The sequence below is a fragment of the Listeria ivanovii subsp. ivanovii genome, assembly GCF_900187025.1.
In the GTDB taxonomy this organism is placed as follows: Bacteria; Bacillota; Bacilli; order Lactobacillales; family Listeriaceae; genus Listeria; species Listeria ivanovii.
In genome coordinates this window covers 91082-117245 of the sequence record NZ_LT906478.1, presented here as the reverse complement: position 1 = coordinate 117245, position 26164 = coordinate 91082, and the positions used below count along the sequence as shown (strand labels likewise).

25 protein-coding genes are annotated in these 26164 nt (G+C 36.9%); 6 read left to right on the top strand and 19 right to left on the bottom strand.

Annotated elements, in window-relative coordinates; translation table 11 throughout:
* The first annotated feature begins 197 nt into the window (after positions 1 to 197).
* Entirely contained in the window at positions 198 to 866 is a 669-nt protein-coding gene (locus CKV67_RS00535) for a Crp/Fnr family transcriptional regulator (protein WP_014091671.1), read from the top strand.
* On the opposite strand, the gene CKV67_RS00530 is transcribed toward CKV67_RS00535, so the two are convergent.
* From CKV67_RS00530 to CKV67_RS00520, 3 genes are all read right to left on the bottom strand, one after another.
* On the bottom strand, positions 863 to 1570 hold the full coding sequence (locus CKV67_RS00530) for an EAL domain-containing protein (protein WP_095075149.1): 708 nt from the start codon (positions 1568 to 1570) through the stop codon (positions 863 to 865). The two genes, CKV67_RS00535 and CKV67_RS00530, sit on opposite strands and share 4 nt — an antisense overlap.
* Positions 1571 to 1676: 106 nt before the next feature.
* Positions 1677 to 2792, bottom strand: coding sequence for an alpha/beta hydrolase (locus tag CKV67_RS00525; protein WP_014091669.1), 1116 nt, complete (start codon positions 2790 to 2792; stop codon positions 1677 to 1679).
* Between the two features lie 106 nt (positions 2793 to 2898).
* Positions 2899 to 3732, bottom strand: a complete 834-nt coding sequence (locus CKV67_RS00520) for an AraC family transcriptional regulator (protein ID WP_014091668.1) — start codon at positions 3730 to 3732, stop codon at positions 2899 to 2901.
* 144 nt (positions 3733 to 3876) lie between these two features.
* Between CKV67_RS00520 and CKV67_RS00515 the strand changes: the two genes are divergently transcribed.
* Positions 3877 to 5619: an ABC transporter ATP-binding protein gene (locus CKV67_RS00515; RefSeq protein WP_014091667.1), complete on the top strand. Its 1743-nt coding sequence runs from the start codon at positions 3877 to 3879 to the stop codon at positions 5617 to 5619.
* The gene (locus CKV67_RS00510) at positions 5612 to 7393 is read left to right on the top strand and encodes an ABC transporter ATP-binding protein (protein ID WP_014091666.1); all 1782 of its coding nucleotides are present in this window, start codon (positions 5612 to 5614) and stop codon (positions 7391 to 7393) included. Before CKV67_RS00515 ends, CKV67_RS00510 begins: the two co-directional genes overlap by 8 nt.
* Positions 7394 to 7452: 59 nt before the next feature.
* Here CKV67_RS00510 and chiB read toward each other — a convergent pair whose 3' ends face one another.
* The 4 genes from chiB to CKV67_RS00490 all read right to left on the bottom strand — a co-directional run bounded on the left by chiB (position 7453) and on the right by CKV67_RS00490 (position 11437).
* The gene (gene chiB, locus CKV67_RS00505) at positions 7453 to 9738 is read right to left on the bottom strand and encodes a chitinase ChiB (RefSeq protein ID WP_014091665.1); all 2286 of its coding nucleotides are present in this window, start codon (positions 9736 to 9738) and stop codon (positions 7453 to 7455) included.
* Positions 9739 to 10017: 279 nt separating this feature from the next.
* Positions 10018 to 10392, bottom strand: coding sequence for a hypothetical protein (locus CKV67_RS00500; protein WP_014091664.1), 375 nt, complete (start codon positions 10390 to 10392; stop codon positions 10018 to 10020).
* Positions 10393 to 10499: 107 nt separating this feature from the next.
* On the bottom strand, positions 10500 to 11132 hold the full coding sequence (locus CKV67_RS00495; RefSeq protein WP_014091663.1) for a nitroreductase family protein: 633 nt from the start codon (positions 11130 to 11132) through the stop codon (positions 10500 to 10502).
* 14 nt (positions 11133 to 11146) lie between these two features.
* The gene (locus CKV67_RS00490) at positions 11147 to 11437 is read right to left on the bottom strand and encodes a putative quinol monooxygenase (RefSeq protein ID WP_014091662.1); all 291 of its coding nucleotides are present in this window, start codon (positions 11435 to 11437) and stop codon (positions 11147 to 11149) included.
* A gap of 112 nt (positions 11438 to 11549) precedes the next feature.
* Here CKV67_RS00490 and CKV67_RS00485 point away from each other — a divergent pair, with 112 nt between their 5' ends.
* On the top strand, positions 11550 to 11846 hold the full coding sequence (locus CKV67_RS00485; RefSeq protein ID WP_014091661.1) for an ArsR/SmtB family transcription factor: 297 nt from the start codon (positions 11550 to 11552) through the stop codon (positions 11844 to 11846).
* Between the two features lie 26 nt (positions 11847 to 11872).
* Here CKV67_RS00485 and CKV67_RS00480 read toward each other — a convergent pair whose 3' ends face one another.
* Positions 11873 to 13336, bottom strand: coding sequence for a glycoside hydrolase family 1 protein (locus CKV67_RS00480; RefSeq protein ID WP_014091660.1), 1464 nt, complete (start codon positions 13334 to 13336; stop codon positions 11873 to 11875).
* A gap of 1 nt (position 13337) precedes the next feature.
* Positions 13338 to 14738 (bottom strand): PTS transporter subunit EIIC, encoded by a 1401-nt coding sequence (locus tag CKV67_RS00475; RefSeq protein WP_014091659.1) that lies wholly within the window; start codon positions 14736 to 14738, stop codon positions 13338 to 13340.
* Between the two features lie 139 nt (positions 14739 to 14877).
* Here CKV67_RS00475 and CKV67_RS00470 point away from each other — a divergent pair, with 139 nt between their 5' ends.
* Complete coding sequence (locus CKV67_RS00470; protein ID WP_014091658.1) at positions 14878 to 15870, top strand: AraC family transcriptional regulator; 993 nt, start codon at positions 14878 to 14880, stop codon at positions 15868 to 15870.
* 59 nt (positions 15871 to 15929) lie between these two features.
* Here CKV67_RS00470 and CKV67_RS00465 read toward each other — a convergent pair whose 3' ends face one another.
* The 7 genes from CKV67_RS00465 to CKV67_RS00435 form a co-directional block, all read right to left on the bottom strand.
* Positions 15930 to 16280, bottom strand: a complete 351-nt coding sequence (locus CKV67_RS00465) for a DUF2200 domain-containing protein (RefSeq protein ID WP_014091657.1) — start codon at positions 16278 to 16280, stop codon at positions 15930 to 15932.
* Between the two features lie 127 nt (positions 16281 to 16407).
* On the bottom strand, positions 16408 to 16800 hold the full coding sequence (locus tag CKV67_RS00460) for a DUF956 family protein (protein WP_025279691.1): 393 nt from the start codon (positions 16798 to 16800) through the stop codon (positions 16408 to 16410).
* 126 nt (positions 16801 to 16926) lie between these two features.
* Positions 16927 to 17838 carry a PTS system mannose/fructose/sorbose family transporter subunit IID gene (locus CKV67_RS00455; RefSeq protein ID WP_014091655.1) on the bottom strand — a complete coding sequence of 304 codons (912 nt, stop codon included), beginning with the start codon at positions 17836 to 17838 and terminating at the stop codon, positions 16927 to 16929.
* A gap of 21 nt (positions 17839 to 17859) precedes the next feature.
* Positions 17860 to 18666 (bottom strand): PTS mannose/fructose/sorbose transporter subunit IIC, encoded by an 807-nt coding sequence (locus CKV67_RS00450; RefSeq protein ID WP_003745096.1) that lies wholly within the window; start codon positions 18664 to 18666, stop codon positions 17860 to 17862.
* A 23-nt stretch (positions 18667 to 18689) separates the two neighbouring features.
* A complete protein-coding gene (locus tag CKV67_RS00445; RefSeq protein WP_014091654.1) occupies positions 18690 to 19655 on the bottom strand; it encodes a mannose/fructose/sorbose PTS transporter subunit IIA in 966 nt (321 codons plus the stop codon).
* A gap of 252 nt (positions 19656 to 19907) precedes the next feature.
* On the bottom strand, positions 19908 to 20786 hold the full coding sequence (locus tag CKV67_RS00440; RefSeq protein ID WP_014091653.1) for a helix-turn-helix domain-containing protein: 879 nt from the start codon (positions 20784 to 20786) through the stop codon (positions 19908 to 19910).
* Between the two features lie 550 nt (positions 20787 to 21336).
* Positions 21337 to 21606: a hypothetical protein gene (locus CKV67_RS00435; RefSeq protein WP_014091652.1), complete on the bottom strand. Its 270-nt coding sequence runs from the start codon at positions 21604 to 21606 to the stop codon at positions 21337 to 21339.
* Between the two features lie 179 nt (positions 21607 to 21785).
* Here CKV67_RS00435 and CKV67_RS00430 point away from each other — a divergent pair, with 179 nt between their 5' ends.
* Positions 21786 to 22445, top strand: coding sequence for a potassium channel family protein (locus tag CKV67_RS00430; protein WP_014091651.1), 660 nt, complete (start codon positions 21786 to 21788; stop codon positions 22443 to 22445).
* A gap of 64 nt (positions 22446 to 22509) precedes the next feature.
* Here CKV67_RS00430 and CKV67_RS00425 read toward each other — a convergent pair whose 3' ends face one another.
* The 3 genes from CKV67_RS00425 to CKV67_RS00415 are packed head-to-tail and all read right to left on the bottom strand — an operon-like array spanning position 22510 to position 26160.
* Complete coding sequence (locus CKV67_RS00425; RefSeq protein WP_014091650.1) at positions 22510 to 24276, bottom strand: L-fucose isomerase; 1767 nt, start codon at positions 24274 to 24276, stop codon at positions 22510 to 22512.
* Positions 24236 to 24727: an RbsD/FucU family protein gene (locus tag CKV67_RS00420; RefSeq protein WP_014091649.1), complete on the bottom strand. Its 492-nt coding sequence runs from the start codon at positions 24725 to 24727 to the stop codon at positions 24236 to 24238. Before CKV67_RS00420 ends, CKV67_RS00425 begins: the two co-directional genes overlap by 41 nt.
* A complete protein-coding gene (locus tag CKV67_RS00415) occupies positions 24721 to 26160 on the bottom strand; it encodes a rhamnulokinase (RefSeq protein WP_014091648.1) in 1440 nt (479 codons plus the stop codon). Before CKV67_RS00415 ends, CKV67_RS00420 begins: the two co-directional genes overlap by 7 nt.
* Positions 26161 to 26164 lie beyond the last annotated feature (4 nt).

Genomic DNA, 26164 nt, shown 5'->3' with positions numbered 1-26164 from the left:
GAAACTAGTTGGGTCGGTGCCTTTTTAATATTTTCACGTAAAAATCCAAAAATTTGTTTCAATTGAGTGTCTAAAATGTGGCTATTTTGTGACGCAAACTCCATTTATGTATCTTTTTCATCTACTTGGTAGTATAGTAATAATGTTAGTTGCTAAATAATGTGAATTAGTTCTACTTCATATAGGAGTTTTGATAAATGCTTTACATTAATGATATATTAGATGTTATTTCGCATGAATATTCAAATAGGGTTTCATTTAGTAAGGGTGATATCATCCACTCATTTGGAGTTGGAGGGGATCATAAAACACAATTAGGCATCATTATGTCTGGTGCAGCCACTATCGAAGGGCATACATCTGAAGGTCGTTGGTTAATAAATGGGCTAGTCGCTGAGTCGATGCTTTTTGGAGTAGAAGTGTTGCTCGAGACAAGTACCGCGCCTAAACTTATAGATTATCGTGTGCGTGCCCTCACTGATGGAAGTGCCATACTGATTAATCGCGAGCTTTTCCTTAATTATTTATACGCAAATCCTCAAGTTTTCCACCAAATATTAGATAATGTTCTTGTTAAATACATGTTTACTGCAAAAAATTATAAAAATATTAATCAGTCACCATTTTACAAAGCAACGAATGTCTTAGTGGAAATTGTGGAGCTTCTGAATCTTCATCAACATGATGATCAGATTACACTTCCATCTTATGTTACGCAGTCGCTTTTAGCTGATTATTGTCGCTCTAGCCGGGCCAGAATTACGGAAGCTTTAGAAACGATGCGCGAAAAAGGATTACTAACTTCCAAAAAACCAATTACTATTAGTTCTTTCCAAAACTTGCAGAATCAGATTGAAAACTTTTAAACCGGAAATGGCTTATTAACTAAATAACCTTGAAAAATCGAGACGCCATGACTTTCTAATATTGCCATGGTTTCTTTTGTTTCAATTCCCTCTACAACAAAATCCAAATTATTTTTCTGAGCAAAGTTCGCCCAAGCTTTAATAAAGTACAGCAAATCTTCTAAATCGATGCTTTTAAAATGGATTAAAGAAAACTTAATTTCAATTATATACGGCAGATAGCTCATCACTCGTTCCAAGCTATTTAGGCCACAACTAACATCATCCATGGCAATATGATAACCTAGTCCATGAATGACTTTGATTTTATTGAGGATAAACGCATCTTTCTCATTGGCATTTAAATGTTGCTTATGTGCGGGTACGTCAAAAATATCTTCGGTGATTTCTACAGTGATTCGATGGCTCTCGCTTCTCAGTTCTTCTAGCCAGAGAAGTGTTTCAGCATAAAAAAGCTGTTGTGGCGCTATATTAATAGCAAAACGGTCGCTGGGATATTTGTCTAAAACTTCTAAAAAAGCCTCACTAAACCACTTTGAAAAAACATAATATATTTCTTCATTAGCAAGCACTGCTTCTAGCTCCGTCAAAGGAAATTTAGGAACTTCGCTATCATCTCTAAGAAGTATTTCGTATTCGACAATATTTCCTTGGAGAACATCTAACTTTGGTTGGATAAAAAGTTGAAATTTCATACGCCCTATCATTCCTTCCCTTTTCTCTTCTCCATTCTAATATACTTTTAGCACGAACCGCAAAATTTAGTCCAATGAAAAGCAGGTATTCCTCAAAATACCTGCTTTTTCTATCTTAAAATATTTCTTTCATCATTTGGACAATTTCATCTGCGGCATCTTCTGCTTGTGGGTAAATCCCGTATTTATCAATAAATGCATGACACATTCCTTGATATACGATTGCTTTTGTTTTGACGCCGCTAGTCATTAGTTGTTTTGCAAATACCGCTGCGAAAGCTCTGAGCGCATCAAATTCAGCACTAACAATTAAAGTTGGTGGATAAATACTTTTATCTGGAGAGGATAATGGTGAATAGATTGGTGAAGCTGGATTTTCATCTCTTACATATGCTGTTCGAAGCAATAAACCAGAATTATTCATTCCAATAATTCCCGGAGCTACAACCGGCATCGTTTCTTCCGAGGCAGCAAACTTAGTGATATCCCACTTATATTTGTCATTATCCTCATCAATTAGCGTAAGGACTGGATATAAGAGGGCTTGGAACCCGACATAGTTCGTTTTTGCTTCTCGGTCCATGTAACTTACCGCCGCAGCTAAGGTTCCTCCTGCACTGTCCCCTGAAACACCAATCTTCGTAGCATCAACTCGAAGTTCATCACTATTTTCTATGACCCAATTCAGTACACGGAAACAGTCTTGTAGTGCTGCTGGAGCTGGGAATTCAGGTGCTAAATGGTAATCAACATTGATAACAACTGCTGGTAGTTTTTCCGCAATGCCTTTACAAAAATTTTCTACTACTTCTGGTGTCCCTCCGACAAATCCACCACCATGATAAAAAATGAGGGCTGGCGCTAGTTCTTTTTGCGATTCATGATGATAAATTCGGACTGGAATATCTCCATATTCACCTTGAATGACTCTGTGTTCCGTTGTTACTCCTTTGGTTAAATCTTTATTGGGACTTCCCATCGAAGCACGCATTTGGAGGGCCGCTGCTGTTGCGATTTCTAAATTCGAAAAATCTGGCATGGCCATTTCTTCCGGCATAACTTCAATTGCCGTATTAGTGCCTTCTAACTCTTCTTCACGATCTTTTAATAGAAATGGATCGAGGTTTCCACGGGATGTATCCGCTACCATTTTAAAAATGACTTCGGTACCTTCATCTTGTTGCGTGTGGTTATGTGTTTTTAAATATTTCAAGGCTTCTTCATAACGCATCATTTCTTCCTTCTTTCTATGGTATATTTCTTTTTAATTTTACCACGGAGCATGCTTTTTTTGCGGTTATGTCATAATTATACGTTCAATTAGCTTGTTTTAGACGTTAACTAGATTTTCGCCAATTTTCAGATGGTGGGAAGCCGTAATATTTTTTGAAAAGCTTACTAAAATAATAAGCGTCATTATATCCAACCATGTTAGCCGCTTGTTTAACCGTGATATCTTTATTCTTGAGGAGCTCCTCAGCACGGGTAAGACGAATCTTGATTAAGTAATTAATTGGCGATTCTCCCGTTTCTTCTTTGAATACTTTAGAAATGTAAGCCGGGCTGATATACATTGTTTGCGATAGCGATGAAAGCGACACATCCTCACTATGATGTTTTTCCATATAATGAATAATTTCATTCACAAGCATTTGCTTTTGCTGCTCATCCGTCGACAATTTCATCCCATTATTTTCAAGTTGTTCTGGGGTTGCTTCGCGTAAAATATGAATAATCAGCTGCATTAAATTGGCTTTCAACATTAAATCATAGCCCGATTTTTCGGCATCTTTTTCATCAATAATTTGTTTAGCAATATTTAAAATAGCTGACTCTGTTTCGCTTTTTCGTAAAAATGCTTTTTTAAACGGGAACGTATTTCTTGCATAGCCTTCCAAAGTAAAATTACGAAAACCAATGTGGAGTTGTACATTTGTCATTCCTGGTTCGGTAATATCGAAATGATTCACACCGGGATTAAAAACTAATACATCCCCTGCACTTAATTCAACTCGCTCACCTTCAATATCATAAACACTTGTTCCTTCACAAATAATCGAAATTTCTAAAAAGTCATGATGGTGATTTTCTCCAATTCGTGGCTCATTTGTATAATAACTGGCGATATACAAAATTTGCGGATTGAATGTAGTTGTATTAATCTTTAGCATCTTCTCACCTCCTAATAATAACGTTTACAATTATCCTTTAATTATATAACATTGTCCATGCTTCCAGCGAATATAAACCATTCTTTTTCCAAATTAGGGGTGTAAACTAAATGGATGAATAAAAGTAAAAAGGAAGTGAAACGAATGAAAAGCATGAAATGGATTTGGCAATATGTACGGAAATATCGGCTGCTTATGGTTGGAGTATTTATTTTAATTTTTATTGCGTCTGGTATTAGTATTATTTATCCACTACTTGGTGGGAAAGTGATTGATGATGTCGTTTATAAAAATCAGCCAAAATTGCTTATACCATTACTTTTAATCATGATTATTTCGACCATTATTCGAACGATTTGTCGTTATACGTATCAAATTATGTGTGAGCGAATTGGACAAAACTCCCTTTTCCAAATTCGTGAAGATCTTTATAAAAAATTGCAGTCATTGGATTTTGATTTTTTTAATAATACTCGTGTAGGTGACATTATGGCAAGAATGACTGGGGACACGGATGCGATTCGTCACTTTGTTTCTTGGGTGTCTTACAATATTCTGGAAAATATTTTCTTGTTTACGTTTGCGATTGTTATTATGACGACAATTGACTGGAAACTAACGCTGGCACTTGTTATTTTGACGCCACTTATTGCTTTTCTTACGATGAAAATGTCTAGCAAAGCACAACCAGTTTTTTATGAAATTCGTGAAAGCTTTTCGCGGCTTAACTCGATGGTAGAAGAAAATATTAGTGGAAATCGCGTCGTGAAAGCATTTGCGCGCGAAGATTTTGAAATGAAGAAATTCCATGAGCATAACGAGGATTTTAAACAACGTAATTTAGATTCTGCTGCAGTTTCTAGGACTTATCTTCCTGTGCTTGATTCGCTAGCTGGAATTTTAGTAGTTATCACGCTTGTTTTTGGCGGTTATTTAGTAATTAAAGGCCAAATGACACTCGGAGATTTAGTTGCCTTTAACGGTTTCTTATGGATGCTAAATGGTCCAATGCGGATGAGTGGTTGGTTAATTAATGACGTTCAACGCTTTGTTGCTTCATCTTTTAAAATTCAAGATATGATGGCGACCACAGCGAAAATTCCGATTCATGCCGAAAAACCAGCGCCGTCCCTGCAAGGCTATGTCGAATTTAAAAATGTTAGTTTTCATTTTGAAGATGATCCAACCACCGATGTTCTGAAAAATATTTCTTTGAAAGCTGCACCAGGACAAACGATTGCAATTTTAGGAGAAACCGGCGCAGGCAAATCTACTTTAGTCAACTTGATTTGCCGCTTTTATGATCCTACTTCTGGTGAAATTTTATTAGATGGCGTCGATGCGAAAAAGTGGCATGTGCGGGAACTTAGAAATCATATCGCGACCGTTATGCAAGATATTTTCCTGTTTTCTGACACAATCGAAGGAAACATTGCTTTTGGGGCGCCAGATGCAACGATGGAAGATGTCAGGCGAATGGCTCGAATTGCTGATGCTGACCATTTTATTGAAACAATGCCGGAAAGTTATGACACAATTGTTGGTGAACGCGGAGTTGGTCTTTCTGGCGGACAAAAACAACGGATTTCGCTAGCTCGAGCACTGTTGAAAAATCCTTCTATTCTCATTTTGGACGATACAACTTCTGCCGTTGACATGGAAACCGAAGTGAAGATCCAAGGAGAATTAAAACAAATTACGGAAAATACGACAACCTTTATTATTGCGCACCGGATTTCTTCAGTAAAAGAAGCTGACGAAATATTGATTTTAAATCACGGTGAAATTATCGAACGTGGCACACATGCTGATTTGCTAGCTAAAAAAGGTTATTATTTTGATATTTACAATAAACAACTAGGGACGGAGGCGAGTGCGAATGGCTAGAAATAAATTTGATGTCGATGAAAAGCTAGAAACAGCCTTCAGTTCCGCACATTTAAAACGGATTCTCATATACGTCAAACCCTACCAAAAATCGATTTATCTGACGCTTGTTGTCATTCTACTTGCAAACATCGCAACAATGATTGGACCTTACCTAACGAAAGTAGTTATTGATGATACGATTCCAAACAAAGATATGACCCAGCTTTTCTGGATTGCCGTTATTTTTGTGGCATCAGTTGTTGTAACTGGACTTTGTATGCGTTACCGGATTAAGTCGATTACCTTGATTGGTCAAGATATTTTGAAAGATATGCGAACTGCGATTTTCGGTCATTTACAGAAGCTGCCATTTTCTTACTTTGATAGTAGGCCTCATGGGAAAATTCTTATTCGGGTTGTTAACTATATTAATATGTTAAGTGATTTGCTTTCAAATGGACTTATTAACTTAATTTCTGATATTATCAGCGTACTCGTTACACTTGGATTCATGCTGATGATAGATCCTACTTTGACACTTTATAGCTTGGCACTGCTCCCGGTTCTTTTTGTTATTGTGATGGTAATCAAAACGGCACAGCGAAAAGCCTATCAAGTTCTTAGTAATAAGCAGTCAAATATGAATGCTTATATCCATGAAAGTATTGCTGGAATTAAAGTAACCCAAAGCTTTTCGCGCGAGGAGCAAAACTTCGAAATTTTCACAGAGGTAAGTAATGACTATCGGACTTCTTGGATGAAAGCTGTCAAAATCCAATTCTTGCTTTGGCCGGGTGTCCAAAATATCGCTGTAATGACTACTTGTTTGATTTATTTTGTTGGCATTAAGGGATACGGCGTTGATGTTTCCACTGGGACACTTATCGCGTTTATCGGTTATGTTGGGAATTTCTGGAACCCTGTAATTAATATTGGAAACTTTTATAATTCTCTTATTACGGCTACGACTTATTTAGAGCGGATTTTTGAAACAATGGATGTGGAACCAGACATTAAAGATTTGCCAAATGCGAAAAAAATGCCACAAATCGTTGGTAATGTTGACTTTAAAAATGTTTATTTTCGTTATGAGGAAGGTCACGACATTTTGAAAGGGATTCATTTCCATGTGGATGCCGGCGAATCCATTGCGCTAGTTGGACCAACTGGTGCGGGGAAAACGACGATTATTAATTTACTTAGCCGATTTTATGATATTAATTCTGGAGAAATTTTGGTCGATGGTGAGAATATTCAAGAGGTGACACTTAGATCACTCCGAGAACAAATGGGCGTCATGCTCCAAGATACCTTTATTTTCTCAGGAACGATTATTGAGAACATTCGTTACGGCAAATTAGATGCAACTGAAGAAGAAATTATTGCTGCTGCTAAAGTGGTTCGCGCCCATGATTTTATAACTGGTTTGAAAGATGGTTATTATACCGAAGTGAAAGAACGCGGTAGTACCCTTTCAGCTGGGCAGCGACAACTAATTTCGTTTGCTCGGGCGTTACTCGCTGATCCAAAAATCTTAATTCTTGATGAGGCAACTTCAAGTATCGATACTCAGACAGAAATTCTACTACAAGAAGGACTGGAAAAGCTGCTGGAAGGACGTACTTCTTTTATTATTGCGCATCGGCTCTCTACAATTAAAAACAGTTCACGGATTTTCTATATTGATAATGGTCAAATTCAAGAATCCGGTAGCCACGAAGAATTAATGGCGCAACATGGTTATTATTATAATTTGTACCAGTCACAGTTTGATATGTTACAATCGCTTTAGAATTTAAAAAGGATAGGATAAAAAGTGATTTTAAATCTACTTTTATCCTATCCTTATTTTTAATTAATCAACAGCCATGGCCCCCATTGTTCAGCTCCTGGCTCATTTCCTTGTGTCCACCACTGCGCTTCATATATTTTTCCTTTATAAGAAACCTGGTCACCTTTATTATAGGTTTTTGCGGTATCCCAAGCTGGAGTTGCAGGCGGTGTTGATGCATCTAGCGTTGTAACTGTTAATGCAGCACTTGCCGCAGAAAAGTTCCCTGCCGCATCATAGGCTTTCACTGTGTAAGTGTAGGCTGTTTTTGCAGTTAAGCCACTATCCGTAAAAGTAGTTCCTGATACAGAGCCGACTTCCGTTCCATTTCGATAAATTTTGTATCCCGCAACTGCTTTGTTATCTGTTGAAGCCGTCCACGTTAATGTCGCTGCTTTATCAGATACATTCGATGCTACGACTGTTTTTGGAACGGTTGGCGCTTCGGTATCACTTGGGTCTGGTACAACACTTCCGCCGCCAAAAATAGTTTGCTTACTAAATTCGACACTTGATTTAACCATTCGTTGCGTCAAATCAATTTTGGAAATATGATTTACATCTACTGTCGCTGCACTTGATTTTAAGCGGAAAGTATAAGATGCGCCTTGTGGAATTTGTTGGGCATCATAAACGGAAGCTAAATCAACCACTGTATTCCCGCCAGAAGTAGTAACGGTTCCTGCTTTATAATCCCCAGCAGTCAGCGTTTCGCCTGCTATCACTGGAATATAAAACTTCGGTAATTTTACTGTTTCAAAAGCTAGTTCGGTTGATTTCAGTACTTCATTTGTTTCATCCGCTTTTTCATTATTTGTAATGGTTATTTCGTATCCGACCCCATTTTCGCTATAAGGTTTTACAGTTGCTACCACATTCAAATCCGCATATTTTATCGTATTTTGTGGGATAGCACTTGTTCCGAATAAACCTGTTTTAATCGCCTTAGTAAGTTCATCCCGCTTGGTTGAAGTTGTTGCTTTATCTTGTGACTGCATCCAAGAAATCATGCCGCCAAGGTTATTATCCTTCACATACTGAGCCTTATAGCCAATCGAACGCGTATTGTCATATGTGTAAAACTCCCCAGTTTCCTTACTATACAGATAAGGCGCTTTAGCCGTGTCATCCCAATACTCTTTCAAAGTTGGCGTTTTTGCTTTCAGAGCATCAATACTTCTATAAGCATACACTCCACCAGCACGACCCCCGTCGCCTGTTTTGATTGGATTTTCGTTATTCGCTCCATAAGTTAGCGAACCATCGGCATCCTTATTGTTTTTCTCCGCTGCTTGGAAAAGTCCTGGCAAAGCAGTATCATCTCCAGCAGCTACTTTATTCCAGCCCCGAGTATAAAATGCTGCTCCAACAACAATTTTATTCGAAACTGCTCCCTTGTCTTTTAAGTATTTTATCGTTTGGTCGACCGAAAATCCGCTATCATAATTAGGATCTTTCGGATTACCATAAAGCGCTGTGTGATGCGCACTGTTTGGAGTCCAAGCACCATTCAAGTCATACGTCATCACATTAGCAAAATCGACTACTTTAAAGAGATTCGCTACATCTACGCCATTTTCTAAAGTGGATTTTGCAGCTGGCAAAGCAACCGATAATTCATATTTCTTATTAATGTCGACACCTTGTTTATCCAAAGCCGTTCTTAAGTCTTGTAGAAGCGTAATAAAATTTTGTTTGTCCGCAGGTTTTGCATTTGGAGTACCTTCATCATTTTTATTATCAACAAGGTCAGCAGCCCGCACCGAAGCAGGATATTCCCAGTCCAAATCAACAAAATCCATATTGGTATACTTCACAAATTTCATTACGTTTTTCACAAAATTAGCTCGTTTAGTTGGATCTGCTGCGACGGTCGAGAAATCCCCCGATTTAGACCAACCTCCAACAGAAACGCCAATTTTTAAATTCGGATTTTTTGCCCGCAAATCTTGTATCGCGTTCAAAATCCCTGCATTCGCACCGCCCCACTGAACTCCCTCTTGTCCAACAGGCGCCCCAACAGCAGCATCTTTATCCGTGAAAACTAAATCCCCGTTGCTATCAAAATCCAGAAAAGCAAAATTCAAATGCGTTAACTGCTCTGCTGGAATGTCTTTCGGATAAAAATTACCTTCTCCTCCCCAAATTGACCAATCTCCATAATACATAACATTTCGATACTGTGGCACATTTTCAGCCGCTTTCACTCGTTTTGGCTGTGCTGCACCAATTGATACAACTACTAATGATAAAACTAACAACACTACAGATGCAATACTAAAAAACTTCTTCGTCTTTTTATTCATCTCTTCACCCCGATTTTTGATTTATAAACCTCATTTCGGTAGTTCTAAGTTTGTCTCTGTACCCCTTTTGTGTGGTTGCCAGAACAGTTCTTCTATTTGTCCACCCTCCTCGTAAAAGATTCATTCTGAGCATCTGTATAACATGCAATAATCATGCCAAAAGAAAGCGCTAACATAATAGGTTTTAGCGCTATTTTAAAATTACACAAGTATAAAAGTTAGTTACACAGATGAAATAAAGGTAGTATTAGCCATTCGCCAATACTACCTTTATTAAAATCAATTTTCTGTTTGCACGATTTTGAACCAGTTTTTTCTAGAGTAAAGAAAGGAAGCGATACAAAGCGTTATAGCGATTCCCATTGAAAGAATATTAGTCATCAAAAGACCCACTATCCAAAATGGAAACATCGCATAATATAGAACGACTGCTTTAGTATTAAGTATAAGCAAAACTTTACTATTATTATCTATTTCCACTTCTTGACTTCCCGAAAACCACCGATTTACTTTCACTTTTGTTTTCTCTTTTTTCGGCATAAAGAAATAGGATTCCCCATCATTCAATTCCACATTTCCTTCGTTTTCTATTTTAATTTTTGTTGGTGAAATACCACCTAAAGTTCCAGCCTTACGAGTGATTTTAATAGTCATTGTTGCTTGGCCTCCTTTGTTTATGTAATATTCTAATTTAATTATATAACGAGGAAGCATAAAAAAACAAGGAGACATTACATCCCCTTGCTTTATTTATGTTCATTTTATGCAAATGTAGTAACATCAGTAATTGGTAAACGATAAGACTGATATCCATTACTTTTAGCTTTACCGATCGACACAATCATTACTGGCACATAGCGCTCCGGATCCATACCAAAAGCTTTCGCAACTTCTGTTCGTTCAAAACCGCCAATTGGGTTCGTATCATAGCCATGAGCGCGAGCAACAAGCATTAGCTGCATAGCAACAATCCCGCCATCAATTAATACAACTCGTTCTGCTTCGGAGCGCGGAATTGCTTCAAAATATTGGCTTAGTTTTGCCATTTGTTGTTCTTTTACATCTGCCGGCATCAGACCACGTTCCACTGCACCACCATAAATTTTTTCGCCATTTTCGAAGTTGTTTAAATCGCCAAAAATCAAGATCATTGCTGCGGAAGTATCATTTTGTAGTGTATTAAAGCGAATTAACGGTTTCAGTTTTTCTTTTCCGGCATCGCTTTCCACGACAACAAAGCGCCACGGTTGCATGTTTACCGACGAAGGAGCAGTCACCGCATCTGTTAATATCGTTTGCATTTCTTCTTGGCTAATTTTTACTGTTTCATCGTATTCCCGAATCGATCGGCGGTTTTTCATTAAGTCTTCAAAATCATTATTTAAGTAAGTCATATTTTTTCTCCTCCTTATCGTTCAATTGGTGTTAAAACTGCTATTTCAAGTGGTTTAGCAACAAAATTGGCAGCTAGTTTCTGGAAATTTTTAAAATGCTTGCTTTCGTTATGTTTCGTAATTGCATCCATGTCTTCCCATTTCTCAAGCATGTAATACACTGTTTCATTTTCAGTAGATTGCACTAACTCATAGCCATGATTTCCTACCTCAGCTCGTGTTGCTGCAATAACTTCTTGTGCCGCCTGTAAAAAAGCATTCGTTTGTTCAGCTTTTATCGTGATTCGCGCTTCGATATGCAACATTTCAAAACATCTTCTTTCGTATTTTATAGTTCGATTTTTTTCGAACTATAACAATATATCATAGCCGCAAGTTCCATGCAATTAAAAAGTAAGTTGTGATATGATAGTTTATATGAAAAAGATGAATGAATTATCCAAACCAGAATTATTATTAATATTCCAAGCACTTAGCGATCCAATCCGCCTAGATATCTTTCTATGTTTACTCAAGAATAAGGAAAAACGCTTTTCTGGAACAACTTACAACGTTTCAAAATCGACACTATCCCATCATATTAAACTACTAAAGGAAGCTGAACTTATCAATTTACGAAAGGAAGGTACAACGCATATTTATTCTGTAAACGAAGAACTCGTGAAACAGATTGGTGGTTTTTTCATAGAAAAACAAGCAGGAACCGATATATGAAGTCTCGATTTCTGCTTGTTTTCCTTTTAGTCTAGTGTGATTCCATTCATTGCAATCACTTTTTTATACCAATCAAAAGAAGCTTTTTTCTTACGTTCATAGCTACCTTTGCCAGCATCATCTAAATCAACATAAATGACACCATATCGTTTTGACATCTCAATAGTGCCACAACTTACAATATCAATAATACCCCACATTGTGTAACCAATTAAGTCTACTCCATCATGAATTGCTTCTGCCATTTGTTCTACATGTTTTGCTAAATAGTCGATACGATAATCGTCGTGAATACTGCCATCTTCTTCTACTGTATCATGCGCACCTAAACCATTTTCTGCGATAAAAATTGGTAGTTGATAACGGTCATACATTTCATTTAGTGAAACTCGTAAACCAACTGGGTCAATTTGCCAGCCCCAATCACTCGTTTCTAAATAAGGATTTTTCATTCCACTTAGTAAATTTCCGCTTGTGATTTCATAATCAGGGGCTACACTTGCTATCATCGACATATAATAAGAAAATGACATGAAATTCACAGTATTTTCGCGTAATAGTTCTAAGTCCCCCTCCTGAATTTCCAATTGTACATCTAGTTCTTCCAACATCCGTTTCGTATAACTAGGATATTTCCCTCGAGCTAGCACATCTGTGTAGAAATAATTTTTATAATTTTCATCCAAAATTGCTTGCATCACATCTTCTGGTTTACACGTTGCTGGATATGTCGTGAACCGAGCAATCATACCGCCAATCATCGGTTGCTCCAATAGCTCATGGCCCGCTTTAACCGCAAGTGCATTAGCTAAAAATTGATGATGTCCTGCTTGAAAAATAGCTTGATTATAGTCTTCCTCTTGGTCCTTGATAACCGCACACCCGTTATAAGGATTAAATCTATTGCAATTGATTTCATTGAATGGTAACCAGTAATCAACCAAATCTCCAAGTCTCTCATATAAAGTACGAGCATATTTTTCAAAAAAGAAAATAGTTTTACGGTTTTTCCAGCCGCCATATTTAGTAACCAAATTAATTGGCATTCCATAATGTAGCATAGTAGCAAATACTTTCATTCCTTTGGCCTGGCACGCTGTAAATATGTCGATATAAAATTGAATACCCGCTTCATTCGGCGTTTCATCGTCTCCATTCGGATAAATTCGCGACCAATCAATCGACGTCCGAAACACCCGTATCCCCATTTCTTCTAAAAGAGCTAAATCTTCCTTGTATCTGTGGTAGAAATCAATACCATGACGAAATGGGTAAGTCACCTCGTCTTTCGTTTCTAGCGCTACTTGAAAACGTTCAGAAGTCATATTAATATTACGATTCTCATCTCGTTTCTTACGGTCCCACTCTGAATTAAAATAGCGCATTGACTGCGTATCTATTCCTTTTCCATCCTCTAGGTAACCTCCTTCTGCTTGTGCCGAAGAAATTGCTCCCCCCCATAAAAAATCATCTGGAAATTGTTGGTTCATTTCATTCTCCCCCTAGTTCTTTTTGTAAACGATTATCTTTATAAATAAAGGCCGACGTTAAAATAAATGCTAGAATAAAACTTAAAATCGAAGCCAAAATCGCAAAAACCAAATTCCAAGGATTAGCTGGATCTATAAAAATTGGCAAAGTAGTTAGTCCAGTCGGCGCAAATGTCATCCGTTTAACACTTAATATCCCAGCTAGCAGTCCACTAATTCCTCCAGCAATCATTACTGCTAAAAACGGTTTTTTATATTTTAAGTTAACTCCATATAGCGCTGGCTCCGTTATGCCAAGAAGTGCCGTAAACCCAGATGAGTAAGCTAAACTTTTCACTTGAGTCGCTTTCGCATAACGTCCAACAGCAAAAGCAGCGCCTCCTTGTGCAATATTTGCCACTAAAAAGCCAATTCCCAACATATCAAATCCATTAGAAGAAATAGATTGTAATACAAGTGGAATGGTTATCGCATAGTGCATTCCAGTCATTATAAATATTGGCGATAGTGCTCCAAATATTAGAGGCAATACCCAAATAGCGTGGACTTGGATAGTATCAATTACGCTTTCTAAGCCTTGACCGACCAAATATCCCAATGGCCCAATCACTACTAAGGCTAGTGGAATCATCACGAAGAAAGTCACTAATGGACGAATAAAAAATTTCACTGCTTCTGGACAAAATTTATCAGCATAGCGATCAACATAAGATGCAATCCAGATAATTAGCATTATCGGAATAACCGTCGAACTATAATTAGCTAATGTTACTGGCAAAAAACCGAATAAGTTTATTGGGTTTTTATCCGCCACTAGTGTTACAAAACTTGGGTGAATTAATAGCAGACCCATTAAAGCCCCTAAATACGGATTTAACTTAAATTTTAAAGAAGCTGAGAACGCTACCAAAACTGGCATAAAATAAAAAGCGGTATCTCCAGCAAACGTTAAAACTTTATACGTTCCTCCAGTAGGGTCAATTAAATGAAATAGATCTAACAGCACTAAAAGCGTTTTTATCATTGCCGCAGCCGTAATCGCAGGTAATAGCGGTGTAAAAATACCCGTGATTGTATCTAATATGTTTGAAAAGACAGATTTTTTCTTATCTGAGCTTGCTTCTACCACTTCTTCTTTCTCCACTTTATCACCAGCACCTTCTAGCTCAGCAGAAAAAGCTTCATAAACACGACCAACATTTTGTCCAATAATAATTTGAAATTGCCCGCCACTATTGACACTTCCGAGGGTACCATCTAAACCATCAATTTTATCTTTGTTAATTTGCGCTTCATCTTTCACCGTAATTCTCAAACGAGTAGCACAATGAGTAACATTATTCACATTTTCACTTCCACCGATATTAACTAGGATTTGTTTGCTTAAATCTTTCGTATCCATCCTAAGTCCTCCTAAATAATTTATTAGACCAATACTTGCGCAAATATTTCTTGCTAGCTATAATACAAGTATATATTTTTATAAAACGTTTTCAATAATTCTTTTCTAGTTAATGACTAACAAAAGGTAAGGTGATTTTGTGAATAATAATTATTTAGCCACGATTTTTGATTTGACGAAGCCTGAAGAAAAGTATTTAGCTAATCCTGCATTTCACAGTCCAGTTTACCAACAATTACCCCAAGTAATGATTGATGAGGAAAAAGTTTATAAATTCGAACTTCCAAATTTGAAAAAAAATATTATTGAAATCCGCCGAGACTCACGCTTTACCTCTGTCCCGAAACACATTCATAGCAATATAAATATTAACTATGTTTATGCGGGTACTTGCCATTACACCGTTAATGATGAAAAGATTTTACTTACTAAAGGAGATATTTGCATTGTTGATCGTAATGTTATTCGGGCAAAAGAAAAATTAACTGAAAATGACATTGTGCTCAATATTAGTTTGAGTAACGACTTTTTTTCGCGGGAATTTATTATGGGGCTGGGAGAGGCTAGTGTATTGACTAATTTTTTGTTTGCTGCAATTACGCAGAATAATCATCATGATGGCTATCTGATTTTTAGAAATAGTGATGCAACTATTGAAAACTACTTTAGTCAACTCATCAATGAATATTTTAAAAATGATTCGTTTAGTCGATACTCGATTGAAGCGCTGTTTTCATTGATATTCATTCAACTCATTCGTAACTATCAAGCCAACGAAAACAAGCAAATCGTCCATATCAGCTCAACCGATGCCAACAATCTGTTAGCAATTATTGAATATATTGAAAAGCATTCCGAGCTCTGTACATTAGAACAAACTGCTCAACTTTATAATTATCATCCCAAGTATTTATCGCAGCTAATTAAACGTACTTTTGGAAAGTCATTCAAAGAAATCCAAACTGATCAACGGCTGAAAAATGCGGCTCAGTTCTTAGAGTTTTCCGAACAGCCAATCTCAGAAATCGCGAGTCTTGTTGGCATGTCAAATATTACTCAATTTTACAAGAAATTCCATGAAAAATATGGATTAACTCCAGCTGACTATCGAAGTAAGCTGACCGAAAATTGAGCATTACAAAAAAGCATCCCCACATTTTTGTTGAAATGTAGAGATGCTTTTGCTTTGGTTTATTTTCTAAGTATTTTCTCCATTTTTTTACCTTTAGCAAGTTCATCAATTAGTTTGTCTAAATAGCGAATTTGTTGCATTAGTTTTTCTTCAATCTCCTCCACTCGGTAGCCACAAATAACTCCTGTGATTAGCGAAGCGTTCGGGTTCATTTTTGGGGCTTGTTCAAAGAAAGTTTTGAAGTTAATTTCTTCGTCGACAGCTTTTTGTAGTGTAGCTTCGTCATAACCTGTTAGCCAATAAATAATTTCATCTACTTCTTCTTTTGTTCGTTCTTTTTTCTCTGCCTTTTTTATATAAAGAGTGTAAACGCTAGCAAATGACATCGTGTAGATTTTCGGCTGTGCCATATTCTGATTCCTCCTTTGATTCCTTTTGGTACATCTATTGTAACAAAATATCCAGTCTGCTCAATGATTATCTACAAAAAAAAGCTTCAACAGACAAAATTTGCCTATCAAAACTTTTAGTATCCGTCTATTTTGCTTGCTTGTTTTTCTTCTTGCTAAATATCGACCGAAACGAGCGCTTCATAACATCAAAGAAACTAAGCGAACTCACCATGTTAGCTGGGTCGACATATACTCTTATCGCTCGCAAAACATCTTTAGGTTTTTTTGAAGCAAATGTGTAGGTTCCATTGCGTTTAGTTTTAATAGCATAACGCGGAATCCACTTGCCTTTTAACATAACTGAAACGATAACTTGGTCGACTTCTTCCCACGGGATTTGGACAAACTTCCGCACATCGCGTGAGTTAAAGAATTCGAAGCCTTTATCGCCAATCATAATTTTCCCATAATCTGTGAGCCCTGTATAAGCGGTGGCATCTATTGTTAAATCTACCTTTGTATTAATCGATTGAACCAACTATATTCGCTCCATTTCTTTTCGCTTGTTTTGTTTATTATACCGCATTCGTTTACTTGTGTCATACACTTAAAATCAAAAGAGGCTAGTGATTGCACCGCCAGCCTCTTTTGAATCAACTTATTTTTACAGAAGCCCGATTAAATGACCAACTATACCAACTACAAATAGTCCTAAGATGATGATAATTGGGCTGATTTTTTTCTTAAGTAACCACATACATAAGAATGTAAGTGCTACTGCTGCAAGTCCTGGGATTAAACTATCCAAGTTATTTTGCAAGGTTGTTACTTTATATTCGGAAAGAGCTAAACCTGCTTGTTGTTGTTCTAAGGCAGTTTTGATACCTTGCGCGCCTTGTGGAAGATGACTCCAATCAATATACGCACCGTCGTCCAGTTTAACTTTCGAGATTATTGGAGCAAACTGGATATTTACCCACCTTTGTACCAAGGCGGCGAGCACGAACATCCCGAGTATCGAGGCACCTTTTGTAATATCTTGCAGTAAGCCTCCAGAAAGGTCATCAGTAATTTTCGAACCTGCTTTGTAACCAAATTCTTGTGTATACCACATGAAGCCCCAACGAATGACGTTCCAAGCAACGAAGAATAAAATTGGTCCAAGAATGTTTCCACTCAAGGCAAGAGAAGCACCTAATGCTCCTAACATTGGACGAATTGTAAACCAGAATACTGGGTCACCAACACCAGCTAGAGGTCCCATCATACCAACTTTAACCCCTTGAATTGCTACATCATCCACTTCTGCTCCATTTGCACGTTCTTCTTCTAGCGCAAGTGTTACACCAAGAATTGGCGATGCAATGTAAGGATGTGTATTAAAGAATTCTAAATGACGTTTTAACGCTGCTGAACGGTCTTCTTTTGATTTATATAATTTTTTAATAGCGGGAATCATGGAGAAAGCCCAGCCACCATTTTGCATACGTTCATAGTTCCAAGAGCCTTGGATGAACGTAGAGCGCCATGCTACACGTAAGCGATCTCTTTTTGTTAATTCGATTTTTTCTGCCATTCTCTTCTCCTCCTTTTTTAATTAATAATCGTTTAATATGTCGCCGAGTGGATCTCTTGAGTTTCCGCCTCCGCCACCGTTTGAATTACCGCCACCCATTTTAGATAGGTTTAGGTAAATAAGAGCTAACGCAACACCTAGAGCACCAATTGCGATAAGTGTTAGCTGAGAAATTGCAGCTACTACGAAACCAATTACGAAGAATGGCCATACTTCTTTTGTAGCCATCATGTTAATAACAAGTGCATAACCAACTGCTACTACCATTCCTCCACCGATTGCCATACCATCTGTTAACCAAGCTGGCATTGCTTCTAGGAAATTTTGAACGCTGTCTGCTGGAATGAATAAAAGTGCTGCTGCTGGAATCGCGATACGAATACCTTGCATACAAATCGCGGAAATATGTAACCACTCTACACTCCGTATATTCCCCTTTTCAGCTGCCCGGTCCATCAAGTGAACGATTGGAACTGCTAATGTACGAACGATCATTGTTAAGAAAAGTCCTGCTACTGCTAGTGGAATTGCAATAGCAATTGCGGAAGGAATACCTGCTACTCCTTGCCCACCTAAAACTAATATAATTGCTGAAGCTACTGAGGCAAGCGCGGCATCTGGTGCTACGGCTGCTCCGATGTTTGCCCATCCAAGTGCGATCATTTGTAGTGTTCCGCCAAGGATGATACATGCTGTTAAGTTACCTGTTACGAGTCCAATTAATGTACATGCAATTAATGGCTGATGGAATTGAAATTCATCTAAAATACCTTCAATACCTGCTAAAAATGCAATAAGTACTACTAAAATTATTGATATGACAGACATAATAAACCTCCTATTTTAATTTTTTATTGTGTCTTTAATTCATGTTTTGCTTTTTTAAGAATTTCTTCCATGTTCGCACTTGAGTCATTTGGAACTTTACGAACATCGAATTTAACCCCTTTTGCTTTTAACTCTTCAAAGGCTTTGACATCGTCTTGTCCCATGGAAAGTACTTTGCTAACAACTACTTTACCGACTGAGTGAGCCATTGATCCAACGTTTACTTGAGTGATTTCTACGCCACCATCAATTGCGCGTAAAACATCTTGAGGATTTTCGAATAATAAAAGTGCTTTTGTATTGCCGAAACGTGGATCTTTTGCAATCTCAATCATTTTGCTGACTGGGATAACATTGGCTTTTACTCCTGGTGGTGCTGCTTGTTCGATTAATTTTTTACGAAGATCATCTTTAGCAACAGCATCTGAAACTACAATGATTCTTGTTGGATGTGTAGCTTTTGTCCATGCAGTGGCTACTTGACCATGTAGTAAACGAGAATCAACACGTGCTAAAACAAATTCGATTTTGCCGTCACCAACTGTAGCAATTTCTGCTTCTGGTTGTGCTACAACTGCTTCTTGAGGTTGTAGTTCTTCCGGTTTAACACGAACGCCTTCTTTAGCTGGTGCAAGGATGTTAGCTGCGATTTCATGCGCAGTTTCCATTGTAAAACGTGATGAGAAAGCTTCGATCAACATTGGCAAATTGAGCCCTGCTACGATCGCCCACTTATCTTTATGTAATTCATAAAGGCCGTTTGCTTGGTTGAATGGTGTGCCTCCCCAAAGATCCACTAAGAATAAAACTTCATCTTGGCTATCAAAGGATGCAATTGCAGCTTCCATTTTAGCTTTGATATCTTCAGGACCTTCGCTTGGCATCAAAGTGATTGCTTTAACATTTTCTTGCTCTCCGAAAATCATTGTTCCGGACTGCAGAATGCCTTCAGCGAATTCACCGTGAGTTGCGAGGATAATTCCTACCATCTTTTTCCCTCCTAATATAATTCATTTATTTTGCTACCCGCTTTATATGAAGCAAGTTTTGTGCCAACTTTAGTGTTTTGCCCTTGAAGCGTTATTATATCAACGATAAAACATTTTTGATATTTAGTAATATAGTTAGTGTATCGGTTGTTGATACAGAATTTTTGGTCTGAAAAAGTAGTGTATTTTAAAATAAAGACTATAGATAAAATGATTGCTCATTCTCTCTATAGTCTTTAGCTAGATGAATACTTAGTTTTGGATATCCATATTGATATAGTTTTTTACATCTTTTTTTAATGCATCTGCAATATCAGTTTGCTCTAAACCATTCAACAGTTTAATAGATTCTTTGATTAGAGGAAGGCCCTCAGAATGTTTATTGAGTAGACATAGTAAAATACCTTTTGTTCCTTTGCTGAAAAGCCACAATGTGTAGTATTCATTTTCTTTTGCATTCTGAATAGTTAAATTTATATAGTTCAAAGCATTGATATAATCTTGTTGATTTAAAAGCAAGGTACTGATATTCATTAGTGTATTAGTTCGAATACGCTTAATATTAGCTACATGTTGATACTTCTCTGTTTGTTTAATTAGACGCTGACTAATTGTTAATGCGACTTGACTATCAAACATAAAAAATATGCATGTTAAAAGCTGTATATCATCCATAAACCAAACATCATTTTTGGATATACGCTCCCAAATTGGTGATACGAATTGTGCGGCTTTTACATAATCATCTTCACTTTCAATCGTTATTAAAGCTTTTACTATAAGTAAATACTCTTGAATAATTGGATCTGGCTCTATAAGAAGATAATGTTTCATTTCCTGTTCTAGCGCTAACCATTGTTTAAGTCGGATGCTAGTGTTAATATTATTGAATTTCTCTAATAATTTTTGCCTTTCGCTAAGCTGAAAATTATTAAGTACAAATGAAAATTCATCATACCCTACTCCTAATTGTTTTAATATGTGCTCAAAAGTCTGTACTGTTGGATTTGTTTTGTTCCCTTCGATTTTTACAAGTGTGCTTCTAGATATATTATTTAGGCAGACATTCTTTTGATTAATATTTTTAGCTTTTCTAATGTATTTAACTGTATCTCCTATAGTTTTATTCATACTGCAAACACCTCTTTTCTATTTATGAGTAATTTAATACTCAATTTGACTTTTTCTTTAGTATACCATGATAACCTATTGGTAATATAATAAAATCAGTTAGGGGTTGAATGCGATGTTTAGGTATTTCACAAGTTCAGTAGCCTTTCTTTTCGGCCATTGGTGGGTATAAAAATGGTTTGATTTCGGGAATAAACCATTAAATACAGATAGAAATAAATAGAAAAACTCTATCCAAGGTAATATAGAGTTACAGAGAAGAATGAGACAAAGTGAAGGGTCTTACATTTTTGAACGTATTTACACATAATAAAGTAAAAGCCAAGTGAGCAAAATCATTTGGCTTTTGCTTTATTCTTTTCTTTAAAGAAATTGGCTGCCTGAATAGTTTTTGTAAAATTCTATCTCAAACATTTCAAGGCTATCAACATAAATAAATTATCTCTTAAAGTAGAATTAAGTACTTCTTTAGATTCCTCAAGATTGATTAGTTAGTTTAATTATCAGCATTTATAGCTTCTGAAGCAATGCAAAATATGTCGTTTTGTTTTTAATAAATATTTCTTGGAAAATCTTCCTCATTTCTAACTGCATAAAGTTCTGTACCAATATTTAACTCAGTAGATGTAAAATCTTTTTCTGGGGTTAAATACTTTTTAATTTTGTGTTCTATATCTAAAGCATCCTTTTTCTTTCCAGGTTCAGTAGTCACAACATAAACAACTCCTTCAACTTTAACCATTTCCACAATATTATTTATGTCTATTACCCATTTTAAGGCAAAAATCACTGAACAGATAATGATTATAGTACTAACCATGGTTTTTACTTCATTTTGTTAGCTCTCTTTACCCAGAACTTGCACTAAACGAAAGCCTTTCTTTACTAAATTAAGATACAAGCTACAATTCAAAAAATATAAAATATTCTCTTGATGTATAATATTAGGAATTATATAATGAGGGGGAATACAAATAAGTCAACGGAGAGAAGTATAATATGAGTTCTAAAAATTATAAATTATGGTATGAAATCGCTATGTTTTCTTTGGTCATCCTGTCCTTATTTACACTGCCATTCAACAATCTAGTTGTTCAAGTTTTAAATGTTATCATCTGGTTTATTTTCTTTGTTGATTATATGTATTTTTTCATTAAAGCGCCTAAAAAGATGCGTTATGTACGAGAGCATTGGATTGAATTAATTGCACTTATCCCACTTGATTCGATATTCCGAGCAGTTCGGGCACTGAGAATATTAAGACTTAGCAGTATCGGAAGCAGATATTTCACACCAGTTTTTTTATTTCTAAAAGAGAAAAATCTACATAAAATATTTATTGCTCTGTTAATATTGTTACTAATTATACCCATTCCTATTTTTATAATAGAACCAGATATAAACTCCTACGCGGATGCTTTTTGGTGGACCATCGTAACGGTTACTACAGTTGGATATGGTGATTTATCTCCAATAACTAATTGGGGGCGTGGCATTGCAGGAGTTTTGATGCTTTTAGGTATTGGTATTATAGGTGTTGTCACCAGTATCACAACCTCTTTTTTTATCTCTAGCGAAAAAGATATTGCGCAAATAATAGCTGATGTTGAAAAATTAACCGAAGAAGACAAAGATAAATTAAGGCGCTATTTAAATTAAAAACAACAAAGCACAATAACTAGTTATAGCTTCTAGTTACTGTGCTTTGTAATTATTCAGAATCCTATTTATAGATAGGTCCGAAGTTTTGGCATGCTCTAAAATCAGCACCTTCTAAGCCGGCCGTCCCGAACATTGACCAAACACGGGGACGGAAAATCTTTTCCCCCTCGATATTATGCATATTCACTGGGATTCTTAGCATCGAAGCAAGTGTAATCAAATCGGCACCAATATGTCCATATGATATTGCCCCATGATTTGCACCCCAGTTATTCATCACCTGGTACACATCTGAAAATGCTCCTTCCCCAGTTAAAATTGGTGCAAACCATGTCGTTGGCCAAGTGGGATCCGTTCGTTCATCCAGCACTTGATGCACTTTTTCTGGGAGCTTAACTGAATAACCTTCTACAATTTGGAGTACTGGTCCTAGTCCTTTCACTATATTTAAGCGAGCCATAGTTAGCGGCATTCCACCTGTCGTTAAATAATTCGTGGAAAACCCGCCACCACGAAAATATTCTTTAGAAGCTGGTCGAAATTTTGTATGTGCCAACGTATTTTTCACTTCTTGCCCAGTAATTTCCCAAAAAGGCTTGATAACAGGAACACCCTCGTTAACTTCTCTTCCAGCTCCATCAAGCGCAGCAGAGCCAGAATTAATTAAATGAAGAATTCCATTTTTAGCATGATCCTCTAAATCATAATTAGTGACACGTTTTACCGAATCCGGACTCCAGTATGTTCGTACATCGGCAAAAATTTGCGCTGTATTAGTTAATAAATAATTAAATAACATTGATACGCCATTACAACTATCATTTTCAGTAGCCATTAAATATGGTGCACGTGGACCATTCCAATCAAACGAACTATTTAAAATTGTTTCCATAAAATCACCATTGGGAAAATAATCAGTCCATTGTCGTTGTCCTTGAAAACCTGACAAAATAGCATGATGACCTGCCGCTTCTTCTTCAAAGCCAGCCTCTGCTAATTTTTTATTTCCTACCATTAAATCTCGACCAATCAGCGCCATTTTAATGCTTGTATCCCACTCTTCTCGGGCTTTTTCCGGCTTACTTTGTAAATGCACTGGATTGTTGTCTGCACCTTGTTCCAGATTTTCTTTCACCCAGCTCTTTGCCTTTTCAAATTCTGCTTTGTCATATATTTCTTCGTTAATCCGACGAACAAATTCTGTCATGTCAACATATTCATTACGCATCCCTAAATATTCTTGAAAAAAATCATCTTTAACAATTGATCCGGCAATTCCCATAGAAACATTTCCAATAGATAAGTAAGCTTGGTTTTTCATTAAAGATACAGCTAATCCTGCGCGGGAAAATTGAATCAATTTCTCGGCAACATCATCTGGAATGGTCGTATCCCCTGCATCTTGTATGTCTCGCCCGTAAATACCAAATGCTGGAATTCCTTTTTGAGCAAATGCCGATAATACAGCTGCTAAATAGACTGCTCCTGGTCGTTCTGTACCATTAAACCCCCAAACGGCATGAGGAATTTGACTATCAATATCCATTGTTTCAGTACCGTAACACCAACACGGGGTAACGGTAATCGTTAAACCAACCTCTTCCTTGTGAAATTTGGCTTTTGCTAGAGTAGCTTCATGAATTCCTCCAATTGTTTGATCAGCAATCACACACCGAACTGGTTTTCCATTAGGATATTTTAACGTTTTTTCTAATAATACAGCTACACTTTGCGCCATTGTCATCGTTTGTTCTTCAAGTGATTCTCTCACTCCTCGTCTGCGGCCATCAATTGTCGGCCGAATACCGATTGCTGGATAGTTTGTCATGTTTCACTTCCTCCTTGTTTTGATGATGTACAACGACACCTTTTTTTAAAATAATATTGGCATAAACAGCTGTTTCGCCGGTTGCTACTATGGCATAACTCTTCTTACTTCTTTCATAAAAATCGAAACGCTCTTCTAACTCAATAAACTGGTTCTCCGAGTTTTTATCTATCAATAACTGCTTAAAATCGTCCCAAATCCCTGGTTCCTTATCATCATTTACTGGTTTCATTAATATCAGCGCGGCGGTTGCATAAGTATCTAATGGAAAATAGGTTAGAATCGTCTCTAGCAACTCTAAAGTGCCTACTGTATCCATTCGTATTAGTCGATTCGCGAGTTGGCTGCTTGGGAAATTACCATCTGCAAGGACAATTTCATCCCCATGTCCCATTTCCATCAAAACTTTCCATAAATCTGGTGATAAGTTAGCTGGAATATTCTTTAGCATCTACCTTCCTCCTTTTGAATTATAGGGGTATAGCGTTTAATAGGAAAAGATGCTTGAATTAACTCCCTTGCGCCTGCAAATGATTCTATGTCTCCTGATGCCATAAATTGAACTGCCACATTCCCAATGGCGGATGCTTCAACTGGACCAGTAATTACTTCTACCGCGGCAAAATCTGCTGTCAGTTGACATAAAAGTTCCGCTTTCGATCCCCCTCCAATAATATAGATTCTAGTGAATTTATTTTTTGTTATTTCTTCTATTTCTTGTTTTACTTGGACATACTTCATCGCTAAACTTTCATACACACAGCGGAAAATTTCTCCATCGGTTGCCGGAATTTCTTGGTTTGTTTTTCGGGCGTAGGTCTTAATTCGCCTCACCATATCTCCAGGTTTAAGGAAAGCTACAGCATCCGTATCTAACAAGCAGACACATTTTCTCGCTTGTGTAGCTAATGTATTTATTTCGTCATAAGAGTAAAATTTTCCTTCTTGCTCTAATTGGCGCTTAACTTCTTGAATGATCCACAGCCCAGTCATGTTTTTTAAAAAATGGGTCGTTGAATCTAAGCCACTTTCATTGGTTAAATTATAAAAACGTGCTGTACTATTAATTATCGGATTAGTAAGTTCTGTCCCAACAAGCGACCATGTTCCAGATGAAATAAACAGAAAAGGCTTATCTTCTACCTCTGGAACACTTACAACTGCACTAGCTGTATCGTGACTACAGACTGCTACTACTGGAATATTAGGAATAGACAATTCGTTAGCAAGAACAGAAGATAAAGTACCTATCATCTGACCTGGAGAAATCAAATCAGGCATTATTTTTTCAGGCAATCCGAAAAGCTGAAATACCTTTTCCTCCCATTGCTTCGTATAGGGATTAAAAAGCTGCGTTGTCGAGGCAATGGTTCTTTCAGCTACGATTTTTCCAGTTAGGAAGTAGTTGAATAAATCAGGCATTAATAAAATCTTCTCAAGCTGCGCGAATTCAGTCGGATGGTCTCGCTTTTCGGCCATTAGTTGAAATAATGTATTAATATTAAGTTGCTGAATGCCTGTTAATTCATAAAGTGTTTCAAGATAAGAATCGCTTATATCGGCCGTTATATTATCTGTGCGGCTATCTCGGTAATGCACTGGATTCTGCATTAATTCACCTTTTTGATTAATTAAACCATAATCAACTCCCCAAGTATCAATAGCTATACTGATTAAGTCCTTGTCATTTCCGATAACTTTTAAAACGTTCTTTAGTTCTGAAAACAAAGCTATGATATCCCAATAAAGCGTTCCTTCCTTGGTGATAGGATTATTTTCAAAGCGATAAATTTCTTTGATTTGTAATTTAGTTCCGTTAAGACTGCCTAGTATGGCTCGTCCACTAGATGCTCCGAAATCAAATGCGAGAACTTTTTTCACCATCGCC

What these genes read in the sequence shown, in the direction of transcription:
- chiB (WP_014091665.1), bottom strand. Translation starts at nt 9,738, where the DNA reads ATGAATAAAAAGACGAAGAAGTTTTTTAGTATTGCATCTGTAGTGTTG.
- CKV67_RS00435 (WP_014091652.1), bottom strand. Translation starts at nt 21,606, where the DNA reads ATGGTTAGTACTATAATCATTATCTGTTCAGTGATTTTTGCCTTAAAA.
- CKV67_RS00525 (WP_014091669.1), bottom strand. Translation starts at nt 2,792, where the DNA reads ATGCGTTATGAAGAAGCCTTGAAATATTTAAAAACACATAACCACACG.
- CKV67_RS00490 (WP_014091662.1), bottom strand. Translation starts at nt 11,437, where the DNA reads ATGTTGCATATCGAAGCGCGAATCACGATAAAAGCTGAACAAACGAAT.
- CKV67_RS00415 (WP_014091648.1), bottom strand. Translation starts at nt 26,160, where the DNA reads ATGGTGAAAAAAGTTCTCGCATTTGATTTCGGAGCATCTAGTGGACGA.
- CKV67_RS00535 (WP_014091671.1), top strand. Translation starts at nt 198, where the DNA reads ATGCTTTACATTAATGATATATTAGATGTTATTTCGCATGAATATTCA.
- CKV67_RS00475 (WP_014091659.1), bottom strand. Translation starts at nt 14,738, where the DNA reads ATGGATACGAAAGATTTAAGCAAACAAATCCTAGTTAATATCGGTGGA.
- CKV67_RS00425 (WP_014091650.1), bottom strand. Translation starts at nt 24,276, where the DNA reads ATGACAAACTATCCAGCAATCGGTATTCGGCCGACAATTGATGGCCGC.
- CKV67_RS00465 (WP_014091657.1), bottom strand. Translation starts at nt 16,280, where the DNA reads ATGGCACAGCCGAAAATCTACACGATGTCATTTGCTAGCGTTTACACT.
- CKV67_RS00495 (WP_014091663.1), bottom strand. Translation starts at nt 11,132, where the DNA reads ATGACTTACTTAAATAATGATTTTGAAGACTTAATGAAAAACCGCCGA.
- CKV67_RS00485 (WP_014091661.1), top strand. Translation starts at nt 11,550, where the DNA reads ATGAAAAAGATGAATGAATTATCCAAACCAGAATTATTATTAATATTC.
- CKV67_RS00520 (WP_014091668.1), bottom strand. Translation starts at nt 3,732, where the DNA reads ATGCTAAAGATTAATACAACTACATTCAATCCGCAAATTTTGTATATC.
- CKV67_RS00500 (WP_014091664.1), bottom strand. Translation starts at nt 10,392, where the DNA reads ATGACTATTAAAATCACTCGTAAGGCTGGAACTTTAGGTGGTATTTCA.
- CKV67_RS00445 (WP_014091654.1), bottom strand. Translation starts at nt 19,655, where the DNA reads ATGGTAGGAATTATCCTCGCAACTCACGGTGAATTCGCTGAAGGCATT.
- CKV67_RS00420 (WP_014091649.1), bottom strand. Translation starts at nt 24,727, where the DNA reads ATGCTAAAGAATATTCCAGCTAACTTATCACCAGATTTATGGAAAGTT.
- CKV67_RS00510 (WP_014091666.1), top strand. Translation starts at nt 5,612, where the DNA reads ATGGCTAGAAATAAATTTGATGTCGATGAAAAGCTAGAAACAGCCTTC.
- CKV67_RS00450 (WP_003745096.1), bottom strand. Translation starts at nt 18,666, where the DNA reads ATGTCTGTCATATCAATAATTTTAGTAGTACTTATTGCATTTTTAGCA.
- CKV67_RS00455 (WP_014091655.1), bottom strand. Translation starts at nt 17,838, where the DNA reads ATGGCAGAAAAAATCGAATTAACAAAAAGAGATCGCTTACGTGTAGCA.
- CKV67_RS00440 (WP_014091653.1), bottom strand. Translation starts at nt 20,786, where the DNA reads ATGAATAAAACTATAGGAGATACAGTTAAATACATTAGAAAAGCTAAA.
- CKV67_RS00430 (WP_014091651.1), top strand. Translation starts at nt 21,786, where the DNA reads ATGAGTTCTAAAAATTATAAATTATGGTATGAAATCGCTATGTTTTCT.
- CKV67_RS00515 (WP_014091667.1), top strand. Translation starts at nt 3,877, where the DNA reads ATGAAAAGCATGAAATGGATTTGGCAATATGTACGGAAATATCGGCTG.
- CKV67_RS00480 (WP_014091660.1), bottom strand. Translation starts at nt 13,336, where the DNA reads ATGAACCAACAATTTCCAGATGATTTTTTATGGGGGGGAGCAATTTCT.